The following is a 20,970-nucleotide window of genomic DNA, read 5'->3' on the forward strand; positions in this document are numbered from 1 at the left end:
CCACAGAGGTATTGCAGTGCGCGTTCGATCGCATTTTTCTTTCGAGGCACCCAGATAGTCGTCAAGATTATGTGACAGGCAAAGCGTTTTTCAAACCGGGAAATCTCAATGGCTGCGCGATCGCGACGAATTCGTAACGAATACTTTACGTTTATCGAGGATTTTTCCTGCGCGTGACGCCCGGCACCTGCTGCAACGCTGCAATTGATGGGGTATTTCTAGGTCCATAGCAGTACATAACAAGAACGAATCCCCCTAGCAGGAGAGCAGCATGAAGCAGACGCAATACGTGGCTCGCGAGCCCGATGCGCAAGGTTTTATCGACTACCCCGCCGAAGAACACGCGGTGTGGAACACGCTGATCACCCGTCAACTGAAAGTGATCGAAGGGCGTGCGTGCCAGGAGTACCTGGACGGTATCGAAAAACTCGGTCTGCCCCACGACCGCATTCCTCAACTCGGCGAAATCAACAAGGTCCTCGGTGAAACCACCGGCTGGCAGGTTGCCCGGGTTCCGGCACTGATTCCCTTCCAGACCTTTTTCGAATTGCTCGCCAGCAAGCAGTTCCCGGTGGCGACCTTCATTCGCACCCGCGAGGAACTGGACTACCTGCAAGAGCCGGACATTTTCCACGAGATCTTTGGCCACTGCCCACTGCTGACCAACCCGTGGTTCGCTGAATTCACCCACACCTACGGCAAGCTCGGCCTCAAGGCGACCAAGGAAGAGCGCGTGTACCTGGCGCGCCTGTACTGGATGACCATCGAATTCGGCCTGCTCGACACCCCGCAAGGCCAGCGCATCTACGGTGGCGGCATTCTGTCTTCGCCGAAGGAAACCGTTTACTGCCTGTCGAACGAGCCTGAACATCAAGCCTTCGACCCGCTGGAATGCATGCGCACGCCGTACCGCATCGACATCCTGCAACCGCTGTATTTCGTTCTGCCGGATCTCAAGCGCCTGTTCGACCTGGCCCACGAAGACATCATGGGCATGGTCAAGCAAGCGATGCAGATGGGTCTGCACACGCCGAAATTTCCGCCAAAACCAAAAGCTGCGTGAACCGCGACTTTTGCTGACAAGTGAGTCTGTCAGTCACCGTCGCTTTGGTTTAGCGTGACGGAACTGTCGACCGATATAAAAACACTCGATTTCAGGAACCACACCATGTCCACTTTGAACCAAGCCCATTGCGAAGCCTGCCGCGCCGACGCTCCACAAGTCAGCGATGAAGAACTGCCGATCCTGATCAAGCAGATCCCGGACTGGAACATCGAAGTACGCGACAGCATCATGCAGCTGGAAAAGGTCTTCCTGTTCAAGAACTTCAAACATGCCCTGGCCTTCACCAACGCCGTCGGTGAAATCTCCGAAGCCGAAGGCCACCACCCGGGCCTGCTGACCGAGTGGGGCAAAGTCACCGTGACCTGGTGGAGCCACTCGATCAAGGGCCTGCACCGCAACGACTTCATCATGGCCGCGCGCACCGACGAAGTGGCGAAGGACGCCGAGGGCCGCAAATAATGCATTTCGACGCCATCGGTCGAGTACCTGGCGACCCGATTCTGGGCCTGATGGAGGCCTATGCGCAGGACCCGAACCCGCGCAAGTTCGATTTGGGCGTGGGCGTCTACAAGGACGCCCAGGGCCTGACACCGATTCTTGAGTCGGTGAAACTTGCCGAACAACGCCTGGTGGAGCGTCAAGCCACCAAGACCTATATCGGTGGCCACGGCGAACCGGCGTTCGGCAAGGCCATCAATGAACTGGTGCTGGGCGCCGATTCGAAACTGATCAGCGCACAACGCGCCGGCGCCACCCAGACACCTGGTGGCACCGGTGCGCTGCGCCTGAGCGCGGACTTCATCGCCCAGTGCCTGCCGGGGCGCGGTGTGTGGTTGAGCAACCCGACCTGGCCGATCCACGAAAGCATTTTCGCGGCCGCCAAGGTCAAGGTCAGCCACTACCCTTACGTCGGCAGTGATAACCGCCTCGACGTCGACGGTATGCTGGCTGCGCTCAATGAAGCGCCCAAGGGTGACGTGGTCCTGCTGCACGCCTGCTGCCACAACCCGACCGGTTTCGACCTGTCCCACGACGACTGGCACCGGGTGCTGGACGTGGTGCGCCGCCGTGAACTGCTGCCACTGATCGACTTCGCGTATCAGGGATTCGGCGATGGCCTGGAGCAGGATGCCTGGTCGACCCGACTGTTCGCCGCCGAGTTGCCGGAACTGCTGATCACCAGCTCCTGCTCGAAGAACTTCGGCCTGTACCGCGACCGCACCGGCGCGCTGATTGTCTGCGCGAAAACCGCCGACAAGCTCACCGACATCCGCAGCCAGCTCGCCAACATCGCCCGCAACCTGTGGTCGACGCCGCCGGATCACGGCGCGGCCGTGGTCGCGACCATCCTCGGCGACCCGGAACTGAAAAATCTCTGGGCTGACGAAGTGGAAAGCATGCGCCTGCGTATCGCCCAACTGCGCAGCGGCCTGGTGGAGGCCCTGGAGCCTCATGGTTTGCGCGAGCGCTTTGCGCACATTGGCGTGCAACGCGGGATGTTCTCCTACACCGGCCTGTCGCCGGATCAGGTCAGGCAACTGCGCGAGCACCACAGCGTGTACATGGTCAACTCCGGCCGGGCCAACGTTGCAGGCATTGATGCCACACGCCTGGACCTGCTGGCCGAGGCGATTGCCAGCGTCTGCAAGTAACCCTCGGTTACTTGCCTTTCCTTCTGTAGGAGCGAGCCTGCTCGCGATGGACGCCAGAACACCGCGGGGTATCAAGCACCCCCGCGTTATCGTTGACGTTTTTCGCGAGCAAGCTCGCTCCTACAGTTGTTTCAACCTGTCTAGACAATCCCATCCGTCGAAACAAATGGATATAAAAGTCTGTTTGTCATTTTCAGTGCTGTATCCTGCCAAGGCTTTTTTAAAGCGCGGATCTACCAGATCTATCAACAGACTTAGCGAGGAGCGCACCCATGCACGAGATTCCCAATCTCCCCTTCCCAAGCCTGCACGTACCTGAGCAGACGCCCACGCAGCAAGCCGGAGCCCGACAGCCCGAGCCGAAAGAAGCCACTGACAGCCGCAAGGCTGATCGCAAAGACTGAAACACCCGCCGTACAGACCGTGTGGAAAGCGCTAACATACGCTTTCCACACTGCCTGAAACGAGCCTGACAATGACCGACGAATTCAGCGAAGCACAGGCCAGCGTCCTGATCGGCACTGCCGAGAAAATGATCGAAATCTGGAATCGCCTCTCCCCCGAGAAACAAGCCGCTTTGCTCGCCCGCTTCGGCACCCAGGAAAATGCGCTGGCCGCCCTGGTCACCACCCAGCTGGTCGCTCCCGCCAAACCCGAATGACACCGCCCGGCAAATAGTTTTACTTTTTCATAACCTGCGACCGTCCACACCGCTATCATAAGCAACCTATCTATCCTGCTTTACCGTGGACCTTTACCCATGCCTGAAAACCAGCGCCCCCTGGCGGTCACGCTGCAAGTCGTATCCATCGTCCTTTTCACCTTCATTGGCTACCTGAACATCGGCATCCCCCTCGCCGTATTGCCCGGTTACGTCCACAGCGACCTGGGCTTCGGTGCGGTGATCGCGGGCCTGGTGATCAGCGTGCAATACCTGGCCACCCTGCTCAGCCGCCCCTATGCCGGGAAGATCATCGACAACAAGGGCAGCAAACTGGCAGTGATGTACGGTTTGGCCGGCTGCGGCCTGAGCGGAGTGTTCATGTTGATCTCGGCCTGGACCCAGAGCCTGCCGACCTTGAGCCTGATCAGCCTGTTGATCGGCCGCCTGGTGCTCGGCAGCGCGGAAAGCCTGGTGGGCTCGGGCTCGATTGGCTGGGGTATCGGCCGGGTCGGTGCAGCGAACACCGCCAAAGTCATCTCCTGGAACGGTATCGCCAGCTACGGCGCTCTGGCCGTCGGCGCGCCCCTGGGTGTGTTGATCGTCCATCAACTGGGCTTGTGGAGCATGGGCGTCAGTATTGTCTTGCTGGCCGTGCTCGGCCTGCTGCTGGCCTGGCCGAAAACCGCCGCGCCGATCGTTGCCGGTGAGCGCCTGCCGTTCATGCACGTGCTCGGGCGGGTGTTCCCCCATGGCTGCGGCCTGGCCCTGGGCTCCATCGGTTTCGGCACCATCGCCACCTTCATCACCCTGTATTACGCCACGCAACACTGGGATAACGCCGTGCTGTGCCTGAGCCTGTTCGGTGCCTGTTTCATCGGCGCGCGCTTGCTGTTCGGCAACCTGATCAATCGCCTCGGCGGCTTTCGCGTCGCCATTGCCTGCCTGTCGGTGGAAACCCTGGGATTGCTGTTGCTGTGGCTGGCAGCGGATGCGCATTGGGCGCTGGCGGGGGCGGCGCTGAGCGGTTTCGGTTTTTCGCTGGTGTTTCCGGCACTCGGAGTGGAAGCGGTCAACCTGGTACCGGCCTCCAGCCGTGGCGCAGCCGTTGGCGCCTACTCGCTGTTCATCGACCTGTCACTGGGGATCACCGGACCGGTCGCCGGGGCCATTGCGGCCGGGTTCGGTTTCGCTTCGATCTTCCTGTTCGCCGCCCTTGCCGCGTTGAGCGGATTGATGCTGAGCGTTTACCTGTACCGGCAGGCACCGAAGCAACGCGAAGCACGGGACGCCCGTTAGAAATCGACCTTGCCGCGCCCGGCCTTGATGTTGCCACGCTTGCTCTTGGATTCGAGGCGACGGGTCTTCGAGCCGAGGGTCGGCTTGGTCGGACGGCGTTTCTTCTCGACCTTGGTGGCACTGAGGATCAACTCGGTCAGCCGCAACAACGCATCGGCGCGGTTCTGCTCCTGCGTCCGGTACTGCTGGGCCTTGATGATCAACACACCGTCGCTGGTGATGCGGCTGTCGCGCAGTGCCAGCAGCCGCTCCTTGTAGAACTCGGGCAAGGACGACGCCGGAATGTCGAAGCGCAGGTGCACGGCACTGGAGACCTTGTTGACGTTCTGCCCACCCGCCCCCTGGGCGCGAATGGCCGTCAGCTCGATCTCGGCATCCGGCAGATGCACGTTGTTGGAAATCACCAGCATGGAAAAGCGTCCGTGTTCAGAGTGTGCAGGATACCGCGAAAGGGGTAATCAGCATGCGCTGATAAACCCGTGGGCCATGAAAACAACAAACCCGGCACATGGCCGGGTTGGTTGTTACTGCACTCTGCGTTTACTTCACCGAAGCACCGGCAGCGTGCATGACCTGTTGCGCACTGCGCTTGCTCTTGATGCCGTAGCAGACCCACATGAACACGAGCCACACCGGAATCGCGTACACCGATTGATTGATCCCGGGAATCAACAGCATCACGCCGAGGATGAACACCACGAACGCCAGGCAGATGAAGTTGCCGTACGGATACCACAGCGCCTTGAACAGCGGCGTCTGCCGGGTCTTGTTCATGTGCTGGCGGAACTTGAAGTGCGAGAAGCTGATCATCGCCCAGTTGATCACCAGGGTGGCCACCACCAGCGACATCAGCAGTTCCAGCGCATTTTGCGGCATCAGGTAGTTCAGCAGTACCGCGATCAGGGTCACGGCTGCCGAGGCCAGGATCGAACGCACCGGCACGCCGCGCTTGTCGATCTTCGCCAGGCCTTTCGGCGCATCGCCCTGCTCGGCCATGCCCAGCAGCATGCGGCTGTTGCAGTAGGTGCCGCTGTTGTACACCGACAACGCCGCGGTCAGGACCACAAAGTTGAGGATGTGCGCAGCGGTGTTGCTGCCCAACATCGAGAACACCTGCACGAACGGGCTGCCGCTGTAGGAGTCACCCGAGGCGTTCAGGGTGGTCAGCAGGCTGTCCCACGGGGTCAACGACAGCAGGATGACCAGTGCGCCGATGTAGAAAATCAGGATCCGGTAGATCACCTGGTTGATGGCTTTCGGGATCACGGTTTTCGGCTTGTCGGCTTCGGCTGCGGTAAAACCGAGCATTTCCAGGCCGCCAAAGGAAAACATGATAAAGGCCATGGCCATGACCAGGCCGCTGACGCCGTTCGGGAAGAAGCCGCCATGGGACCACAGGTTGCTCACCGCGGCTTGCGGGCCGCCGTTACCGCTGACCAGCAGGTAGCTGCCCAGGGCAATCATGCCGACGATTGCCACGACCTTGATGATCGCGAACCAGAACTCGGCCTCGCCAAACACCTTGACGTTGGCCAGGTTGATCGCGTTGATCAGCACGAAGAAGGCGGCGGCAGATACCCAGGTCGGGATGTCCGGCGCCCAGTAGTGGATGTATTTGCCGACAGCCGTCAGCTCGGACATGCCTACCAGAATGTACAGGATCCAGCAGTTCCAGCCCGACAGGAAGCCGGCAAAGCCGCCCCAGTAAGTGTGTGCGAAATGGCTGAAGGAGCCGGCCACCGGGTCTTCGACGATCATTTCGCCCAGTTGGCGCATGATCAGGAACGCAATGAAGCCGCAGATGGCGTAGCCGAGGATCATCGACGGGCCGGCGGACTTCAGTACCCCGGCCGAGCCGAGGAACAAGCCGGTACCGATCGCGCCACCGAGGGCGATCAATTGAATGTGGCGATTTTTCAGGCCGCGTTTCAGCTCGCCTGATTGCGGGTGTTGTCCACTCATGAAAAGGGTCTCACGCAAGGTTTGATGATGTTCAGTAGACGTTGCTGCTCAGGAAATCCGTTAAGCGGCACCGATCAAACCCCAGCGCAAGCACCAGGAGTTCAGCGTATTTACAACGGTCATGCGTCACCTGTTTGTTTTTATCTGTGACGAAATCGAACCCGACACGCTCGTGACGCGACGGAGTGAACAAGGCGGATAGCCTTGAGGTTTGCGCTGGTGCGCAGGAGGTCACAGGTAAAACGCGGCGCATTGTACACCTGTAACCCCCTGCTGCCAGACCCGCTGGACAAGCGCGTCTATGGCCGGGATTGCCTGTGTCCGCCCCGAGAGGTTCGGGCGGCTGCAAAAAAGAGGTCAGATCCTTGCGGATCATCGACGGGAAAGGCAGGAAAACCGCCTCTCGCAGAGAGATGGAAACGGATTGCGGCGTTCATTGCGCCTCCTTTTTGTTATGCACCTGCACGACAGGCATGGCGCGCATGACACCCTGCATGGAGCGGTGAAACAAGCGGGCCAGACGGCGGGAAGGAGGAAGGAAGGCGCTGATGTGTAAGTGTTTTCTTACGGAATCCAGAGAGTGGCGAATCCACGGGGTTAATCCGTGGATTTCGTCATGTTTTCTTTACACCACGTAATTCTGGCTTTCCACTTTGGACATTGTGGTGCTGCGACTGGCGCCTTCGCGGGCAAGCCCGCTCCCACAGGGTATGGAGGTGTACACGCAATTTTGTGAACAACCACAACCTCTGTGGGAGCGGGCTTGCCCGCGAAGAGGCCCTTGAAAACACCCCATCGCTAAAGCCAGGCCAAAAAAAACGCCAACCCGAAGGTTGGCGTTTTTAACTTGTCACTTGCAGCTTACCGCTGCCTCACTCCGGCTTACGCCGACCAAAGCCAGGACGCTGGCCGGAACCGGCCGGTGCGCCACGGCGCTTGCCCGATGGCGTGTCACCGTCGACCAGCTTGATCCCCGGACGCTTCGGCGCAGGCTTGGCCGGGCGTTTGGTGTCGGCCGGACGATCGGCTACCGGCGTACCACGACCTTCACCACGCTCAGTACGGCCATTGGCCGGACGTGGCGTGCGTGGACCGCGTTCGCCGTCCTGACGCGCTGCAGGCTTGCGCCCTGGGCGCTCGCCTTCGATCTGCGGCTCGCGGTTTTCACGCGGGGCTGCTGGTCCACCATTCGCTGGACGCAGGGTGCGTACACGTTCGGTCCTGGCCATCGGCCGCGACGACTTGCGCTGCATCCGGTCGAGCTTGTCCTTGCTCTTGGCGTTGAGTTGCGGCATGGCCACCGGGGTCAGGCCGACTTCCGCGCTGAGGACGTCGACTTCATACTGGCTCATTTCGCGCCAGCGGCCCATCGGCAGGTCAGAGTTGAGGAACACCGGACCGAAACGCACGCGCTTCAGACGGCTGACCACCAGGCCCTGGGATTCCCACAGGCGACGTACTTCGCGGTTACGACCTTCCATCACTACGCAGTGGTACCAGTGGTTGAAACCTTCGCCGCCCGGTGCCTCCTGGATGTCGGTGAAACGCGCCGGACCGTCTTCGAGGACAACACCGGCCTTCAGGCGCTCGATCATCTCGTCATCGACTTCACCGCGTACACGCACGGCGTACTCGCGATCCATTTCGTAGGACGGGTGCATCAAGCGGTTGGCCAGTTCACCGTCAGTGGTGAACATCAGCAAACCGGTGGTGTTGATGTCGAGGCGGCCGATGTTGATCCAGCGACCTTCCTTCGGCTTCGGCAATTTGTCGAATACGGTAGGGCGGCCTTCCGGGTCGACGCGGGTGCAGATCTCGCCGTCGGGCTTGTTGTACATGATCACGCGGCGGACCGATTCGGCGGCCTCTTCGCGCTTGATCACCTTGCCATCGATGGTGATGGCGTCATGCATGTCGACGCGCTGGCCAAGGGTGGCGTCTTTGCCGTTGACCTTGATCCGGCCATGGCTGATCCAGGCTTCCACGTCACGGCGCGAGCCGACGCCGATACGGGCGAGGACTTTCTGCAGTTTTTCGCCTGCTGGGCCGATTGGCTGGTCGTCTTGCTGGTCTTTGATACTCATCTGGGCACCTCCCGGTGTGGTCTGGAAACTGGGTACTTTGGCGAAGGGATCGCCGAAGGGTCGCGAATCATACGCGCATGAGGGCGTTTGCGCATCAGAGACTAGCTGATCGATGCAAGGTTATTTGCTTTTCCGCCGGCCGGTGGTTCGCAGTTTTGCGGTGAACACAATCCCCCTGTGGGAGCGGGCTTGCTCGCGAATGCGTCAGGTCAGCCAACAAAGATGTCGACTGACACGCCCTTTTCGCGAGCAAGCCCGCTCCCACAATGGATCTCCACAATATTCAAGAATCGCATCAGTCCTCGAATTGGCGCCGTTCGGCCTCGATGGCTTCGGCCAGGGCCTGGGCCTCGGCCTCTTCGTCCGACAACTCCGTTTCGGGTTTCGGCTGTTCGAGAGCAGCTACAGCGGCCAACAGTTTTTCCCGGGCCTGGGCAACACCGAGGATGTCGTCTTCCTGCTCCGGTTCAATTTCCGACTCAGGCTCGCCTTCCGGTTCAGGCTCAGGTTGAGCCGCTTCGACTTCCGGCTCGATAACCGACTGTTCCGGATCGAACTCAGGAGAAGCGCCATCACGCAGCAAGTCGTCGAAGTCGGTCTTGAGCCCCTCCTCCATGCTGTCCAGCTCCAGCAACAGCGTGTGGAAACTGGTTTCTTCCTTCGGCTCTTCCGGCTCGGCGCTGGCGTCGGCCAACTCTTGCAGGCTGGCGGGTACGGGAGCGTCGTCGAAATCGAGCACCGGATCCGGTTCCAGTTCGCGCAGTTCCGCCAGCGGCGGCAGGTCGTCGAGGTTTTTAAGGTTGAAGTGATCGAGGAATGCCTTGGTGGTGGCGAACATCGCCGGTTTGCCGGGTACGTCACGGTAGCCGACGATGCGGATCCACTCGCGCTCCATCAGCGTCTTGACGATGTTGCTGTTGACCGCCACGCCCCGCACGTCTTCGATTTCGCCCCGGGTGATCGGCTGGCGATAGGCGATCAGGGCCATGGTTTCCAGCATGGCGCGGGAATAGCGCTGCGGGCGCTCTTCCCACAGGCGCCCGACCCACGGCGCAAACTTCTCGCGAATTTGCAGGCGATACCCCGAGGCCACTTCCTTCAGTTCAAAGGCGCGGCCGTCGCAGGACTTCTCCAGAATCGCCAGGGCCTTCTTGAAGACCGGCGGCTCGGGGCGCTCGCCTTCTTCGAAGAGTTCGAACAGGCTTTCCAGGGATTGCGGCTTTCCCGAGGCCAACAGAAAGGCTTCAAGCAATGGCGCCAGCTCGCGGGGTTCAGTCAGGTTCATGATTCAACTCGTTATTCGGCTCGGGCTCGCACGTGGATCGCGGCAAATGGCTCATTCTGCACCAGCTCGACCAGGGATTCCTTGACCAGTTCAAGGATCGCCATAAAGGTCACCACCACGCCCAGGCGCCCTTCTTCAGCGGTGAACAGCTCGACAAACGGCACAAAGCCACCGCCCTTGAGGCGCTCCAGTACATCGCTCATGCGTTCGCGGGTCGACAGCGCCTCGCGGCTGACCTGATGACTTTCGAACATGTCACCACGGCGCAACACCTCGGCCATGGACAACAGCAACTCTGACAAGCGTACGTCTGGCAGCAGCTTGCGTGCCCGGGCCTCCGGGGCATCAAGCTTGGGCACGACGACATCGCGACCGACGCGACTCAGGCCATCGATGCCTTCGGCGGCAGCCTTGAAACGCTCGTACTCCTGCAAGCGACGGATCAGTTCGGCGCGCGGGTCTTCCTCTTCGTCCTCGACGGTTTCGGCCCGCGGCAGCAGCATCCGCGACTTGATCTCGGCCAGCATCGCGGCCATCACCAGGTACTCGGCGGCCAGTTCCAGGCGCACCGACTGCATCAACTCGACGTAGCCCATGTACTGGCGGGTGATTTCCGCCACCGGGATGTCGAGGATGTTGATGTTCTGTTTGCGGATCAGGTACAGCAACAGGTCGAGCGGGCCTTCGAACGCCTCGAGAAAGACCTCGAGGGCATCCGGCGGGATGTACAGGTCCAGCGGCATTTCCATGACCGCCTGGCCATAGACCATGGCGAAGGGCAGTTCCTGCTGGGCTCCGGCCTGACTGTCGACGGGTTCTACTGCGGACATCTAGGCCTCGACCATGAACGGCGCAGGGTCGCCACAACCAACGCGAATGACTTCCGGCTCGCCGTCGGCGAGGTTGATCACGGTGGACGCCTTGATCCCGCCGAAACCACCGTCGATGATCAGGTCGACCTGGTGTTCGAGCAGTTGGCGCATCTCGTAAGGGTCGGTCATCGGATCGGTGTCGGGCGGGATGATCAGGGTCACGCTCATCAGCGGCTCACCCAGCTCTTCGAGCAGCGCAAGGGCGATCGGATGGCTGGGCACCCGCAGGCCGATGGTGCGCTTTTTCGGGTGCAGCAACAGTCGCGGCACTTCGCGGGTGGCGTTGAGAATGAATGTGTACGGCCCCGGCAAGTGGGCCTTGAGCAAACGAAACAGTCCAGTGTCGATCTTGGCGAACAGACCCAATTGCGACAGATCGCTGCAAATCAGCGCGAAGTTGTGCTTGTCATCCAGCCCGCGCAAACGCCGAACACGCTCCACGGCGTTTTTGTCGCCGATCTGGCAACCAATGGCGTAGGAAGAGTCCGTGGGATAAATCACCACCCCGCCCTTGCGGATGATCTCGACCGCCTGTTTGATCAGGCGCACCTGCGGGTTTTCCGGATGAATCTGGAAAAATTGACTCACATTCTCTACCTGTTCAGACGGCGGCAATAACTGGGTCATGTTTGAATCGACACCATAGTGGTGGCAGATCCTCCGGGAGTGGCCGGTATTCACCGATTTCCGACCAGCCTCCGGGGCCATGAAAATCACTGCCGGCACTGACCAGCAGACCGAATTCGCGGGCCAGAATGGCCAGGCTGCCCACTTGCTCGGCAGGCTGGTAACCATTGACCACTTCGATGGCGTGGCCCCCTGCTTGAATATAGTCGGCAATCAGGCGACGACGCTTGCTTCGCGTGAATTCGTAGTGCCAGGGGTGTGCCAGGCTGACCCACGCCTTGGCCGCGCGCAGGGTTTCGACGGTTTCCTCCAGGGTCGGCCAATGCTGCTTGACGTCGCCCAGCTTGCCGGCACCCAGCCATTTGCGGAACGCCTCGGCGCGGTCCTTGACGAAACCTTCACGCACCATCCAGTCGGCGAAATGCGGGCGGGCCGGCGCGTTACCGCTGTCACCCAGTTCCTGCTGGATCTCGCGGGCGCCTTCCAGCGCCCCCGGCATGCCCTTCAATGCCAGTTTGCGGCTGATTTCCTCGGAGCGCAGCCAACGGCCATCATGCAATTTGGCGATCGCCTCGACCAACGGCGCGGCGTTCACGTCAAAACCGTAGCCCAGGACATGAATGGTCGCGCCGCCCCAGGTGCAGGACAACTCGACGCCATTGACCAGTTGCATCCCCAGCGCGGTCGCCGCGTGCCGGGCCTCGTCGAGGCCTTCAAGGGTGTCGTGATCGGTCAAGGCCAGGACTTGCACGCCCTTCTCGAACGCCCGCGCCACCAGAACCGCAGGCGCCAGGGCGCCATCGGAGGCCGTGCTATGGCAGTGCAAATCAACATTCACAGGGCTTTGTAACCTCAAATCAGCTGGCGCTATCGCGCGCCCATATGTTTGTTATTATGCCGCCACATCCTGCTTCTGGCTGCCACTGTGAAACAATTCATCGATTTCATCCCGCTCCTGCTGTTTTTCATCGTCTTCAAAACCGATCCGCGGGTCGTCGACATCGCCGGCCATGAGCTCACTGTAGGCGGTATTTACAGCGCCACCGCGATGTTGATCGTCAGTTCCCTGGTGGTCTACGGCGCGCTGTTCATCAAACAGCGCAAGCTGGAGAAGAGCCAGTGGCTGACCCTGATCGCCTGCCTGGTCTTCGGCAGCCTGACCCTGGCGTTCCACAGCGAGACGTTCCTGAAGTGGAAAGCTCCGGTGGTCAACTGGCTGTTCGCCCTGGCATTCATCGGCAGCCATTTCGTCGGTGACAGCCTGTTGATCAAACGCATCATGGGCCACGCGCTGACCTTGCCGGAGCCGGTCTGGACGCGCCTGAACATCGCCTGGATCGCCTTTTTCCTGTTTTGCGGCGCCGCCAACCTGTTTGTCGCGTTCACCTTCCAGAGCTACTGGGTCGACTTCAAGGTCTTCGGCAGCCTGGGCATGACTTTGCTGTTCCTGGTCGGCCAGGGCATCTACCTGTCCCGCCATCTGCACGATGCCGACACCACTACGCCAAAAACCGAGGACTGACATGCTTTACGCAATCATTGCCACAGACGTCGCCAACTCCCTGGAAGCCCGCCTGGCCGCACGGCCTGCGCACCTCGAGCGCCTGCAAGCGCTCAAGGGCGAAGGTCGCATCGTATTGGCCGGCCCGCACCCGGCCGTCGACAGCAATGATCCGGGCGCGGCGGGTTTCACCGGCAGCCTGATCGTTGCCGAATTCGACTCGCTGAGCGCCGCCCAGGCCTGGGCAGACGCCGATCCGTACATCGCCGCAGGCGTCTACGCCAACGTTCTGGTGAAGCCGTTCAAGCAAGTCCTGCCGTAAATTTCTTCCCGTAATGCCCCCACGCGATGAACCTTGTCGGTTCATCGCGTTCTCAATCGCTCATTATTCTCGTTTGCCGGCCGACAACCTGCCCAATACTCGTATTGGAATCAGGAGTCGCGATGCGCAAGGGTCCGTTGTGTCTGATGTTGGTCACGTTGTCGATCGTGGCGCCCGCCCACGGTGAAGAAAACGCCGAGGGTGCAAACTCGACCCCGCTGTCCTTGAGCGCCGGCAGCCAGATAACCGAGTTGCAGCAACGCTTGAAAGAAAGCGAACGGCAACGGGAAGAACTGAACAAACAACTGCAAACTGCCGATGGCGAACGCGAAAGCCCGCTGCTGGCCCGGTTGCGCCAGGAGAACCAGCGTTTGAAGCTGCAACTCAAGGAAGCCCAGGCCAGCAGCCCGCTGCCGCGCCTGCTGACCGAACAGCAACAATGGTTTGTCGTTGGCGCCGGGGTAGCGCTATTGGCTCTGCTCTGCGGTATCTTCGCCAGTGGAGCAAGTCGAAAACGTCGACAATGGCTAAATTGAGTGAGTCATGAGCGAGCTGTTACTGATTGATGATGACCAGGAGCTGTGTGAGCTCCTGAGCAGTTGGCTGAGCCAGGAAGGGTTTCAGGTGCGTGCCTGCCACGACGGCCAGAGCGCACGCCGCGCATTGGCCGAAACCGCCCCCGCAGCCGTGGTGCTGGATGTGATGTTGCCCGATGGCAGCGGGCTGGAACTGCTCAAGCAGTTGCGCAGCGATCACCCGGATTTGCCGGTGCTGATGCTTTCGGCACGGGGCGAGCCCCTGGACCGGATCCTCGGCCTGGAACTGGGTGCCGACGATTACCTGGCCAAACCCTGCGATCCACGGGAACTGACCGCCCGCCTGCGTGCGGTCTTGCGTCGCAGCCACCCGGCGGCGGTGTCCAGCCAGATGGAGCTGGGCGACCTGTGTTTCAGCCCGGTGCGCGGGGTGGTCAGCATCGACGAGCAGGAATTCACCCTCACCGTTTCCGAAAGCCGCCTGCTCGAAGCCCTGCTCAAGCAGCCCGGCGAGCCCCTGGACAAACAGGAACTGGCGCAGATCGCCCTCGGCCGCAAGCTGACCCTGTACGACCGCAGCCTGGACATGCACGTCAGCAACCTGCGCAAGAAGATCGGCCCACACCCCGATGGCCGACCGCGCATCGTTGCCCTGCGCAGCCGCGGTTATTACTACAGCCTGTAGGAGCGAGCTCCTACAGCCACCCGGACGTTTTGTCAGGATCGCTGAAAACCGTCTTTACCCAAGCTTTACGCTCCGCTGACCGCCGCTGACCTTGATCTGCGTAATCTGTACTCATCCGGAACGTACCGGGAACGAGACAAGGAGATACACCATGCGCAAGACTCTTATCGCTCTGATGTTCGCTGCTGCCCTGCCGACCGTTGCCATGGCCATGCCTGAAGGCACTGGCCCGATGGATGGGCCGATGGACGGTTCGCGCCACGGCGGTCAGATGCACGGCATGCACGGCAAGGGCCCGTACAGTCAACTGGACCTGAGCCGCGAACAGCGCGAGCAGATCCGCAAGATCATGGGCGAGCAGATGCACGAGCGTAAGCAACTGGTCGAGAAGTACCTGGAGAAACTCTCGCCAGCCGACCAGAAAGCCATGAAAGACGAAATGGCGGCCAAGCACCAGAAAGCCGAAGCTGACGTACGCGCCGTGCTGAAACCGGATCAACAGAAGAAATTCGACGAGATCCAGAAAAAACAGGCTGAACGTCGCGCCGAGTGGGCTGAGTTCAAAGCCTGGAAAGCGCAACAACCGCAAAAAGCGCAATAATGCGCTGACCCCGGACCCGACGGCTGAATACCGTCGGGTTTGATGTTTTTTCTGTAGGAGCGAGCTTGCTCCGGGCGGCGCTGCGACGATGGACGTCAACGATAACGCGCGGCATCAGGTAGCACGTGTCGTCCGTTCGTTTTTCGCGAGCAAGCTCGCTCCTACATAGAATTTTGCGTTTGTTCGAGGATTTTCCGTGCGTTCATTGTTCTGGCGTATCCTGGCCAGCTTCTGGCTGGCCATCGCTCTGGTTGCAGGGCTTTCCATCCTGCTCGGGCACATGCTCAATCAGGACGCATGGATTCTCAGCCGTCACCCGGGCCTCAACACGCTGGCGGAACAGTGGACGCAAACCTACGAAAGTCAGGGCGAAGATGCCGCCCAGGACATTCTCCAGCAACGCAAACGCCAGTATCACATCGACGTTCAGGTGCTCAACGAAAGCGGCGATCCGGTCGTGCGCGGCACCTTCCCGAAACGTGCGGCGGCGTTTGAAGCGCGACAGAACAACGAAGACCGACGCCTGCCATGGCGGCGCCTGACCGATGAGTTCACCAGCGAAAAAACCGGCGACACCTACCTGTTCATCTACCGCATTCCACACCCGGAACTGGACGCCTGGCACCGCGAGAGCCTGCTCTGGCCGCTCAGCGCACTGGGCATCGCCCTGGTGGTGCTGACCCTGTTCAGCCTGTTGGTGACCTTTTCCATCACTCGCCCGCTCAGCCGCTTGCGCGGAGCGGTGCATGACCTGGGACAAACCACTTATCAGCAGAACAGCCTGGTCAAACTGTCCAACCGTCGCGATGAGTTTGGCGTGCTGGCCAACGACTTCAATCGCATGGGCGCGCGCCTGCAAAGCCTGATTGGCAGTCAGCGGCAATTGCTGCGGGATGTGTCCCACGAGCTGCGTTCGCCCCTCGCCCGCCTGCGTATTGCGCTGGCGCTGGCCGAACGGGCCACCCCGCAGGAACGGGAACAGCTCTGGCCGCGCCTGACCCGTGAGTGTGACCGCCTTGAAGCGCTGATCAGTGAAATCCTGGTATTGGCCCGGGTCGACTCCGACAATGCCAGTGCCGAAGAGGTGGATCTGAATGCCTTGCTCAATACCCTGCAAAAGGATGCGCAGCTCGGTTCACCCGAACAACTCGTCCACCTCGAAGCGGAGTCGCAACTGAACCTGAAGGGCTGGCCGACCATGATCGAGCGGGCCGTCGACAATTTGCTGCGCAATGCCCAGCGCTTCAATCCGGAGGGAGGCCTGCCGATCGAAATGCAGGCGTTGCGTCAGGGTGAGCGGATCGTCGTGACCGTGCGCGACCACGGGCCCGGGGTCAGTGCCGAACACTTGAGCCAGCTCGGTGAGCCGTTCTATCGGGCACCGGGGCAGACAGCGGCCGGACACGGCCTGGGCCTGGCCATCGCCCGCCGCGCGGCGGAGCGACATGGCGGCAGCCTGGTGCTGGCCAATCACCCCGAGGGCGGTTTCATTGCCAGCCTGGAGTTGCCTCTCGTCCCGGGGGCTGTTGTCCAACCTTGACCCCCTGTGGGAGTTACAGTGTCAGAACTTGCCTGGCCAGGCGCTGACGAACTCGGCCAGGTCGACTTTCTCGGCCACGCGCGGTTCTTTCTGCGGCGTGCCCAGATACAGGAAAGCAATCACCTCTTCCCCCTCCGCCAGGCCCAGCCCCTTGGCCACATGCGCCGAGTAAGCCAGGTCACCGGTACGCCACACCGCACCGATGCCCTGCGCATAGGCCGCCAGCAAAATCCCGTGGGCCGCACAGCCCGCCGCCAGCAACTGCTCGGACTTCGGATACTTGACGTGGTCCTGCAACCGCGCAATCACCACCACCACCAGCGGTGCCCGTAGCGGACCATTGCGCGCCTTGTCGATGGCCGCTTCGCTGGCTTCGCTGTCCGAAAGTTTCGCCGCCTCGGCCAGCAACTCGCCCATTTGCTCGCGCGCCGCGCCTTCCACCGTCAGGAAACGCCAAGGCTGCAAGTGACCGTGATCCGGGGCGCGCATGGCGGCGCCGAACAGCACCTCGCGCTGCTCGGCAGTGGGTGCAGGGTCAATCAGTCGTGGAACGGAAACACGGTTGAGCAAAGCGTCGAGAGCCTGCATCGGCCACCTCCTGAAAAATTTGTGCGGCTATTCTAGCTGTAACTGCTGCAGCAGTGCCGGTTTACATGCCCTGCCTCGCGGGTAGAATGGCGCCCTTCCCCCTATCAGCCGAGCGGACCTCATGGCGTTGCCGACCTTACGGATCATTGGTTTCATCATCGGCATCTTCCTGATAACGCTGGCGATCTCCATGGTCGTGCCCATGGCCACTCTGGTCATTTTCGACCGCACCGGCGACCTGCCGTCGTTCCTCTGGGCCAGCATGATCACCTTTGTCGCCGGTTTGGCCCTGGTGATTCCCGGTCGCCCGGAACACATTCACCTGCGCCCCCGGGACATGTACCTGCTGACGGTCAGCAGTTGGCTGGTGGTGTGCATCTTCGCCGCGCTGCCGTTCCTGCTGACCCAGCACATCAGTTACACCGACTCGTTTTTTGAAAGCATGTCCGGCATCACTGCCACTGGCGCAACCGTGCTCAGCGGCCTGGACACCATGTCCCCCGGCATCCTGATGTGGCGCTCGTTGCTGCACTGGCTCGGCGGCATCGGCTTTATCGGCATGGCGGTGGCGATCCTGCCGCTGTTGCGCATCGGTGGAATGCGGCTGTTCCAGACCGAATCGTCGGACCGCTCGGAAAAGGTCATGCCCCGCTCGCACATGGTGGCGCGGCTGATCGTGGCGACCTACGTCGGCATTACCATTGTCGGCAGCCTGGCATTCTGGTGGGCCGGGATGAGCCTGTTCGACGCCATCAACCATGCGATGTCGGCGATTTCCACCGGCGGTTTCTCCACCTCCGACCAGTCTTTGGCCAAGTGGCCGGAGCCTGCGGTGCACTGGGTCGCGATCGTCATCATGATTCTCGGTGCCCTGCCATTCACCCTGTATGTCGCCACGTTGCGTGGTAACCGTCGGGCGCTGATCAAGGACGAACAGGTTCAAGGCCTGCTCGGCATGCTGTTGGTGACCTGGCTGGTGCTCGGCACCTGGTATTGGTGGACGACCCAGCTGCATTGGCTGGAGGCGTTGCGGCATGTGGCGCTGAACGTGACGTCGGTAGTGACCACCACCGGTTTTGCACTGGGGGACTACAGCCTGTGGGGCAATTTCTCGCTGATGCTGTTCTTCTACCTGGGGTTTGTCGGCGGTTGTTCCGGCTCGACGGCGGGCGGTATCAAGATTTTCCGCTTCCAGGTGGCCTATATCCTGCTCAAGGCCAACCTCAACCAGCTGATTCACCCGCGGGCGGTGATCAAGCAGAAATACAACGGTCACCGCCTCGACGAAGAAATCGTACGTTCGATCCTGACCTTTTCGTTCTTCTTTGCCATCACCATCTGTGTGATTGCGCTGCTGTTGTCGCTGCTCGGCGTGGACTGGATGACCGCCCTCACCGGCGCGGCCAGTACCGTGTCCGGTGTCGGCCCGGGGCTTGGCGAAACCATCGGCCCGGCAGGCAATTTCGCCACCCTGCCGGATGCCGCCAAGTGGATTCTCTCGTTCGGCATGCTACTGGGCCGACTGGAGATCATTACGGTGTTTGTGCTGTGCATTCCGGCATTTTGGCGTCATTGACCGCTTCAGATGTTTGCAGCAGCCGCAGCCGGTACTCGCCGGGTGTGGCAGCGAACCAGCGGCGGAAGGCGCGGAAGAAGTTGCTCGGATCGGCGAACCCCAGCAAGTAGGCAATTTCCAGCAAGGTCATGGTCGGTTGCGCCAGGTACTGCTCGGCCAGTTCGCGCCGTGTGTCGTCCAGCAACGCTTGAAAACTCGTGCCTTCCTCCTGCAAGCGCCGTTGCAAGGTGCGCTGGGACAGGTGCAGCGTCTGCGCCACGGTGTCGCGCTTGGGCTCGCCCTGGGGCAACAGGCGGCACAACACCTGCCGCGCCTTGTGGGTCACGCGGCTTTCGGAAAAGCGCGCCAGGTACTCGCCGGCAAAGCGGTCATGCAGCAATGCCATGGCCTCGTTGGCCGTCGGCAGCGGTGCTTCCATGTCCGCGCGTTCGAATATCAGCGCATCGAAGGGCGCATTGAACACCAGCGGTGCATGGAAGGCTTGCTTATAGGGTTGCAGATCGACCGGCTCGGCGCCTTGCACCAACACTTTGCGTGGCTGCAGCGTACGTCCGGTCAACCAGCCACACAGTGCCAAGGCACAGGCCAGTGAAGCTTCGGCGCTTTGCCGGGTCGGCGGCAGATGGTCGCCATGCACCGTCAGAATCAGCGCGTAGCCCTCTTCCAGCAGCTTGAAACTCAGGTCGGCACTTTCGGCGATGATCCGCTGATAACGCACCAGACGCTGAAAGCCTTCGGCCAGGGTCTGGCTGGACATCAAGGCGTAACCCGCCACATGAAACTGCGCCGGTCGCACCACCTTGCCCATGTTCAGGCCGATGGCCGGGTTGCCGGACAGATCAACCGCCCGTTGCCACAGACGGGTCATGGAATCCTGCGGGAAGCGTGCATCCGGATCATCCAGTGCCGCGTAGTCCAGCCCCAGCTGTTTGAACAGAACCCGGCAGTCCAGGCCGTCCATCTCCAGCGCTTTGACAATCCCCATCGCCCAGCTTGCAGAAGTCGTTCGTTCGCTCATGGCGTTTTCTTACATGGTGAGCCGCAGGCTGCGGCTATTGACCGAAGGATATTAAAGTGGCGCCTATTGTCACTGGCTGATGCCATTGATCACTCTAGACTCAAATAAGCTACCCGCCGAACAACTTGCAGTCAGAACAATAACCACAGAGATCGCAGTCGTGGAAAACATCAAGCGCTTCAGCAGTTTCACTGAGTTTTACCCTTACTACCTCAGTGAACACAGCAACAGTACCTGCCGCCGCTTACACTTTATCGGCACCACCCTGGTTATCTTGATTCTGGCGCTGACCATCGGTCGGGGCGCCTGGATGCTGTTGTGGGCCCTGCCTGTGGCGGGCTACAGTTTTGCCTGGGTCGGGCATTTCTTCTTCGAAAAGAACCGCCCGGCAACGTTCCAGCACCCTTTCTATAGCCTGCTCGGCGATTTTGTCATGTACCGGGACATGGTTCTGGGCCGCGTTCCGTTCTAGTTAACATCCGTCACAAGAGACGTTGCCCATGAATGCCAATGCCCGCTTCACCCACATGAAGGACGGCACGCAGGAAGACTGGGCGATCATCGCCGCGGACTTCAGTGCCTACGCGCGACAATTGCCGACAAGGATCGTGGCGCACCTGAAGCTGCTGGAGGGTGATTTCGGCGGGTTCCCGGTGGATCGCCTGACCCACTCCCTGCAAACTGCCACCCGCGCCTGGCGCGATGGCCGCGACGAAGAATACGTGGTCTGCGCCCTGCTCCATGACATCGGCGACACCCTGGGCACTTACAACCACCCGGACATCGCGGCGGCGATCCTCAAGCCGTTCGTCAGCGCCGAGAACTTGTGGATGGTGGAAAAGCACGGGATATTCCAGGGCTATTACTTCTTCCATCACCTGGGCATGGATCGGCATCTGCGTGAGCAGTTCAAGGACCATCCGCAGTACCAGGCGACCGTCGAGTTCTGTGCCAGGTATGATGCGGCGGCGTTTGACCCGGCGTACGACACGCTGCCATTGAGCTTTTTCGAGCCGATGATGGAGCGATTGTTTGCGCACCCCAGGAATTCGATCTACAAGGCGGCGATGGAAGAGCACGCGCCGGCCTGACAGA

The 20,970-nt window shown here is 60.8% G+C and carries 24 protein-coding genes; 15 read left to right on the plus strand and 9 right to left on the minus strand.

The window, feature by feature from the left end; all coding sequences use genetic code 11:
• Positions 1-271: 271 nt before the first annotated feature.
• From phhA to ACLD1X_RS19640, 6 genes are all read left to right on the plus strand, one after another.
• Positions 272-1,063 (plus strand): phenylalanine 4-monooxygenase, encoded by a 792-nt coding sequence (phhA, locus tag ACLD1X_RS19615; protein WP_429370452.1) that lies wholly within the window; start codon positions 272-274, stop codon positions 1,061-1,063.
• 105 nt (positions 1,064-1,168) lie between these two features.
• Positions 1,169-1,525, plus strand: coding sequence for a 4a-hydroxytetrahydrobiopterin dehydratase (locus ACLD1X_RS19620; protein ID WP_007975310.1), 357 nt, complete (start codon positions 1,169-1,171; stop codon positions 1,523-1,525).
• Positions 1,525-2,718, plus strand: a complete 1,194-nt coding sequence (locus ACLD1X_RS19625) for an amino acid aminotransferase (protein WP_429370454.1) — start codon at positions 1,525-1,527, stop codon at positions 2,716-2,718. The genes ACLD1X_RS19620 and ACLD1X_RS19625 overlap by 1 nt, the downstream gene beginning before the upstream one ends.
• Before the next feature lie 272 nt (positions 2,719-2,990).
• On the plus strand, positions 2,991-3,122 hold the full coding sequence (locus ACLD1X_RS19630) for a hypothetical protein (protein WP_429370456.1): 132 nt from the start codon (positions 2,991-2,993) through the stop codon (positions 3,120-3,122).
• A gap of 71 nt (positions 3,123-3,193) precedes the next feature.
• Positions 3,194-3,379 carry a hypothetical protein gene (locus ACLD1X_RS19635; protein ID WP_223456427.1) on the plus strand — a complete coding sequence of 62 codons (186 nt, stop codon included), beginning with the start codon at positions 3,194-3,196 and terminating at the stop codon, positions 3,377-3,379.
• 99 nt (positions 3,380-3,478) lie between these two features.
• Positions 3,479-4,678 carry an MFS transporter gene (locus ACLD1X_RS19640; protein ID WP_429370459.1) on the plus strand — a complete coding sequence of 400 codons (1,200 nt, stop codon included), beginning with the start codon at positions 3,479-3,481 and terminating at the stop codon, positions 4,676-4,678.
• Here ACLD1X_RS19640 and arfB read toward each other — a convergent pair.
• The 7 genes from arfB to ACLD1X_RS19675 all read right to left on the minus strand — a co-directional run bounded on the left by arfB (position 4,675) and on the right by ACLD1X_RS19675 (position 12,346).
• The gene (arfB, locus tag ACLD1X_RS19645; protein ID WP_008021374.1) at positions 4,675-5,088 is read right to left on the minus strand and encodes an alternative ribosome rescue aminoacyl-tRNA hydrolase ArfB; all 414 of its coding nucleotides are present in this window, start codon (positions 5,086-5,088) and stop codon (positions 4,675-4,677) included. The two genes, ACLD1X_RS19640 and arfB, sit on opposite strands and share 4 nt — an antisense overlap.
• A gap of 130 nt (positions 5,089-5,218) precedes the next feature.
• The gene (locus ACLD1X_RS19650) at positions 5,219-6,640 is read right to left on the minus strand and encodes an amino acid permease (RefSeq protein ID WP_429370461.1); all 1,422 of its coding nucleotides are present in this window, start codon (positions 6,638-6,640) and stop codon (positions 5,219-5,221) included.
• Positions 6,641-7,512: 872 nt separating this feature from the next.
• A complete protein-coding gene (gene rluB, locus ACLD1X_RS19655; RefSeq protein WP_429370463.1) occupies positions 7,513-8,724 on the minus strand; it encodes a 23S rRNA pseudouridine(2605) synthase RluB in 1,212 nt (403 codons plus the stop codon).
• Between the two features lie 295 nt (positions 8,725-9,019).
• On the minus strand, positions 9,020-10,009 hold the full coding sequence (scpB, locus tag ACLD1X_RS19660) for an SMC-Scp complex subunit ScpB (RefSeq protein WP_429370465.1): 990 nt from the start codon (positions 10,007-10,009) through the stop codon (positions 9,020-9,022).
• An 11-nt stretch (positions 10,010-10,020) separates the two neighbouring features.
• Positions 10,021-10,779 (minus strand): segregation and condensation protein A, encoded by a 759-nt coding sequence (locus tag ACLD1X_RS19665; protein ID WP_172435389.1) that lies wholly within the window; start codon positions 10,777-10,779, stop codon positions 10,021-10,023.
• Positions 10,780-10,839: 60 nt separating this feature from the next.
• Complete coding sequence (locus tag ACLD1X_RS19670; RefSeq protein WP_429370467.1) at positions 10,840-11,469, minus strand: L-threonylcarbamoyladenylate synthase; 630 nt, start codon at positions 11,467-11,469, stop codon at positions 10,840-10,842.
• Between the two features lie 13 nt (positions 11,470-11,482).
• Positions 11,483-12,346: a PHP domain-containing protein gene (locus tag ACLD1X_RS19675; protein WP_429370469.1), complete on the minus strand. Its 864-nt coding sequence runs from the start codon at positions 12,344-12,346 to the stop codon at positions 11,483-11,485.
• 87 nt (positions 12,347-12,433) lie between these two features.
• On the opposite strand from ACLD1X_RS19675, the gene ACLD1X_RS19680 reads away from it, so the two are divergent.
• The 6 genes from ACLD1X_RS19680 (at position 12,434) to ACLD1X_RS19705 (ending at position 16,693) form a co-directional block, all read left to right on the plus strand.
• On the plus strand, positions 12,434-13,030 hold the full coding sequence (locus tag ACLD1X_RS19680) for a septation protein A (protein ID WP_429370471.1): 597 nt from the start codon (positions 12,434-12,436) through the stop codon (positions 13,028-13,030).
• A 1-nt stretch (position 13,031) separates the two neighbouring features.
• Positions 13,032-13,331: a YciI family protein gene (locus ACLD1X_RS19685; RefSeq protein ID WP_008021382.1), complete on the plus strand. Its 300-nt coding sequence runs from the start codon at positions 13,032-13,034 to the stop codon at positions 13,329-13,331.
• A gap of 122 nt (positions 13,332-13,453) precedes the next feature.
• Positions 13,454-13,867 carry a translation initiation factor 2 gene (locus tag ACLD1X_RS19690; RefSeq protein WP_429370474.1) on the plus strand — a complete coding sequence of 138 codons (414 nt, stop codon included), beginning with the start codon at positions 13,454-13,456 and terminating at the stop codon, positions 13,865-13,867.
• Positions 13,868-13,874: 7 nt separating this feature from the next.
• A complete protein-coding gene (locus ACLD1X_RS19695) occupies positions 13,875-14,552 on the plus strand; it encodes a response regulator transcription factor (protein ID WP_007984138.1) in 678 nt (225 codons plus the stop codon).
• Between the two features lie 151 nt (positions 14,553-14,703).
• Entirely contained in the window at positions 14,704-15,153 is a 450-nt protein-coding gene (locus ACLD1X_RS19700) for a Spy/CpxP family protein refolding chaperone (RefSeq protein WP_085719073.1), read from the plus strand.
• A gap of 196 nt (positions 15,154-15,349) precedes the next feature.
• Positions 15,350-16,693 carry a sensor histidine kinase gene (locus ACLD1X_RS19705; RefSeq protein ID WP_429370477.1) on the plus strand — a complete coding sequence of 448 codons (1,344 nt, stop codon included), beginning with the start codon at positions 15,350-15,352 and terminating at the stop codon, positions 16,691-16,693.
• 21 nt (positions 16,694-16,714) lie between these two features.
• On the opposite strand, the gene ACLD1X_RS19710 is transcribed toward ACLD1X_RS19705, so the two are convergent.
• Positions 16,715-17,281 (minus strand): NAD(P)H nitroreductase, encoded by a 567-nt coding sequence (locus ACLD1X_RS19710; RefSeq protein WP_429370479.1) that lies wholly within the window; start codon positions 17,279-17,281, stop codon positions 16,715-16,717.
• 121 nt (positions 17,282-17,402) lie between these two features.
• Between ACLD1X_RS19710 and ACLD1X_RS19715 the strand changes: the two genes are divergently transcribed.
• On the plus strand, positions 17,403-18,857 hold the full coding sequence (locus tag ACLD1X_RS19715) for a TrkH family potassium uptake protein (RefSeq protein WP_429370481.1): 1,455 nt from the start codon (positions 17,403-17,405) through the stop codon (positions 18,855-18,857).
• Here ACLD1X_RS19715 and ACLD1X_RS19720 read toward each other — a convergent pair.
• Positions 18,814-19,875 carry an AraC family transcriptional regulator gene (locus ACLD1X_RS19720; RefSeq protein WP_429370483.1) on the minus strand — a complete coding sequence of 354 codons (1,062 nt, stop codon included), beginning with the start codon at positions 19,873-19,875 and terminating at the stop codon, positions 18,814-18,816. The genes ACLD1X_RS19715 and ACLD1X_RS19720 overlap by 44 nt on opposite strands.
• A 160-nt stretch (positions 19,876-20,035) precedes the next feature.
• Here ACLD1X_RS19720 and ACLD1X_RS19725 point away from each other — a divergent pair, with 160 nt between their 5' ends.
• Both ACLD1X_RS19725 and ACLD1X_RS19730 read left to right on the plus strand, forming a co-directional pair.
• On the plus strand, positions 20,036-20,347 hold the full coding sequence (locus tag ACLD1X_RS19725; protein ID WP_429370485.1) for an Mpo1-like protein: 312 nt from the start codon (positions 20,036-20,038) through the stop codon (positions 20,345-20,347).
• Positions 20,348-20,375: 28 nt separating this feature from the next.
• Positions 20,376-20,966: an HD domain-containing protein gene (locus ACLD1X_RS19730; protein WP_429370487.1), complete on the plus strand. Its 591-nt coding sequence runs from the start codon at positions 20,376-20,378 to the stop codon at positions 20,964-20,966.
• The last annotated feature ends 4 nt before the right edge of the window (positions 20,967-20,970 follow it).

Origin of the sequence: Pseudomonas sp. 18173 (genome assembly GCF_050432945.1) — a bacterium.
Lineage (GTDB): Bacteria > Pseudomonadota > Gammaproteobacteria > Pseudomonadales > Pseudomonadaceae > Aquipseudomonas.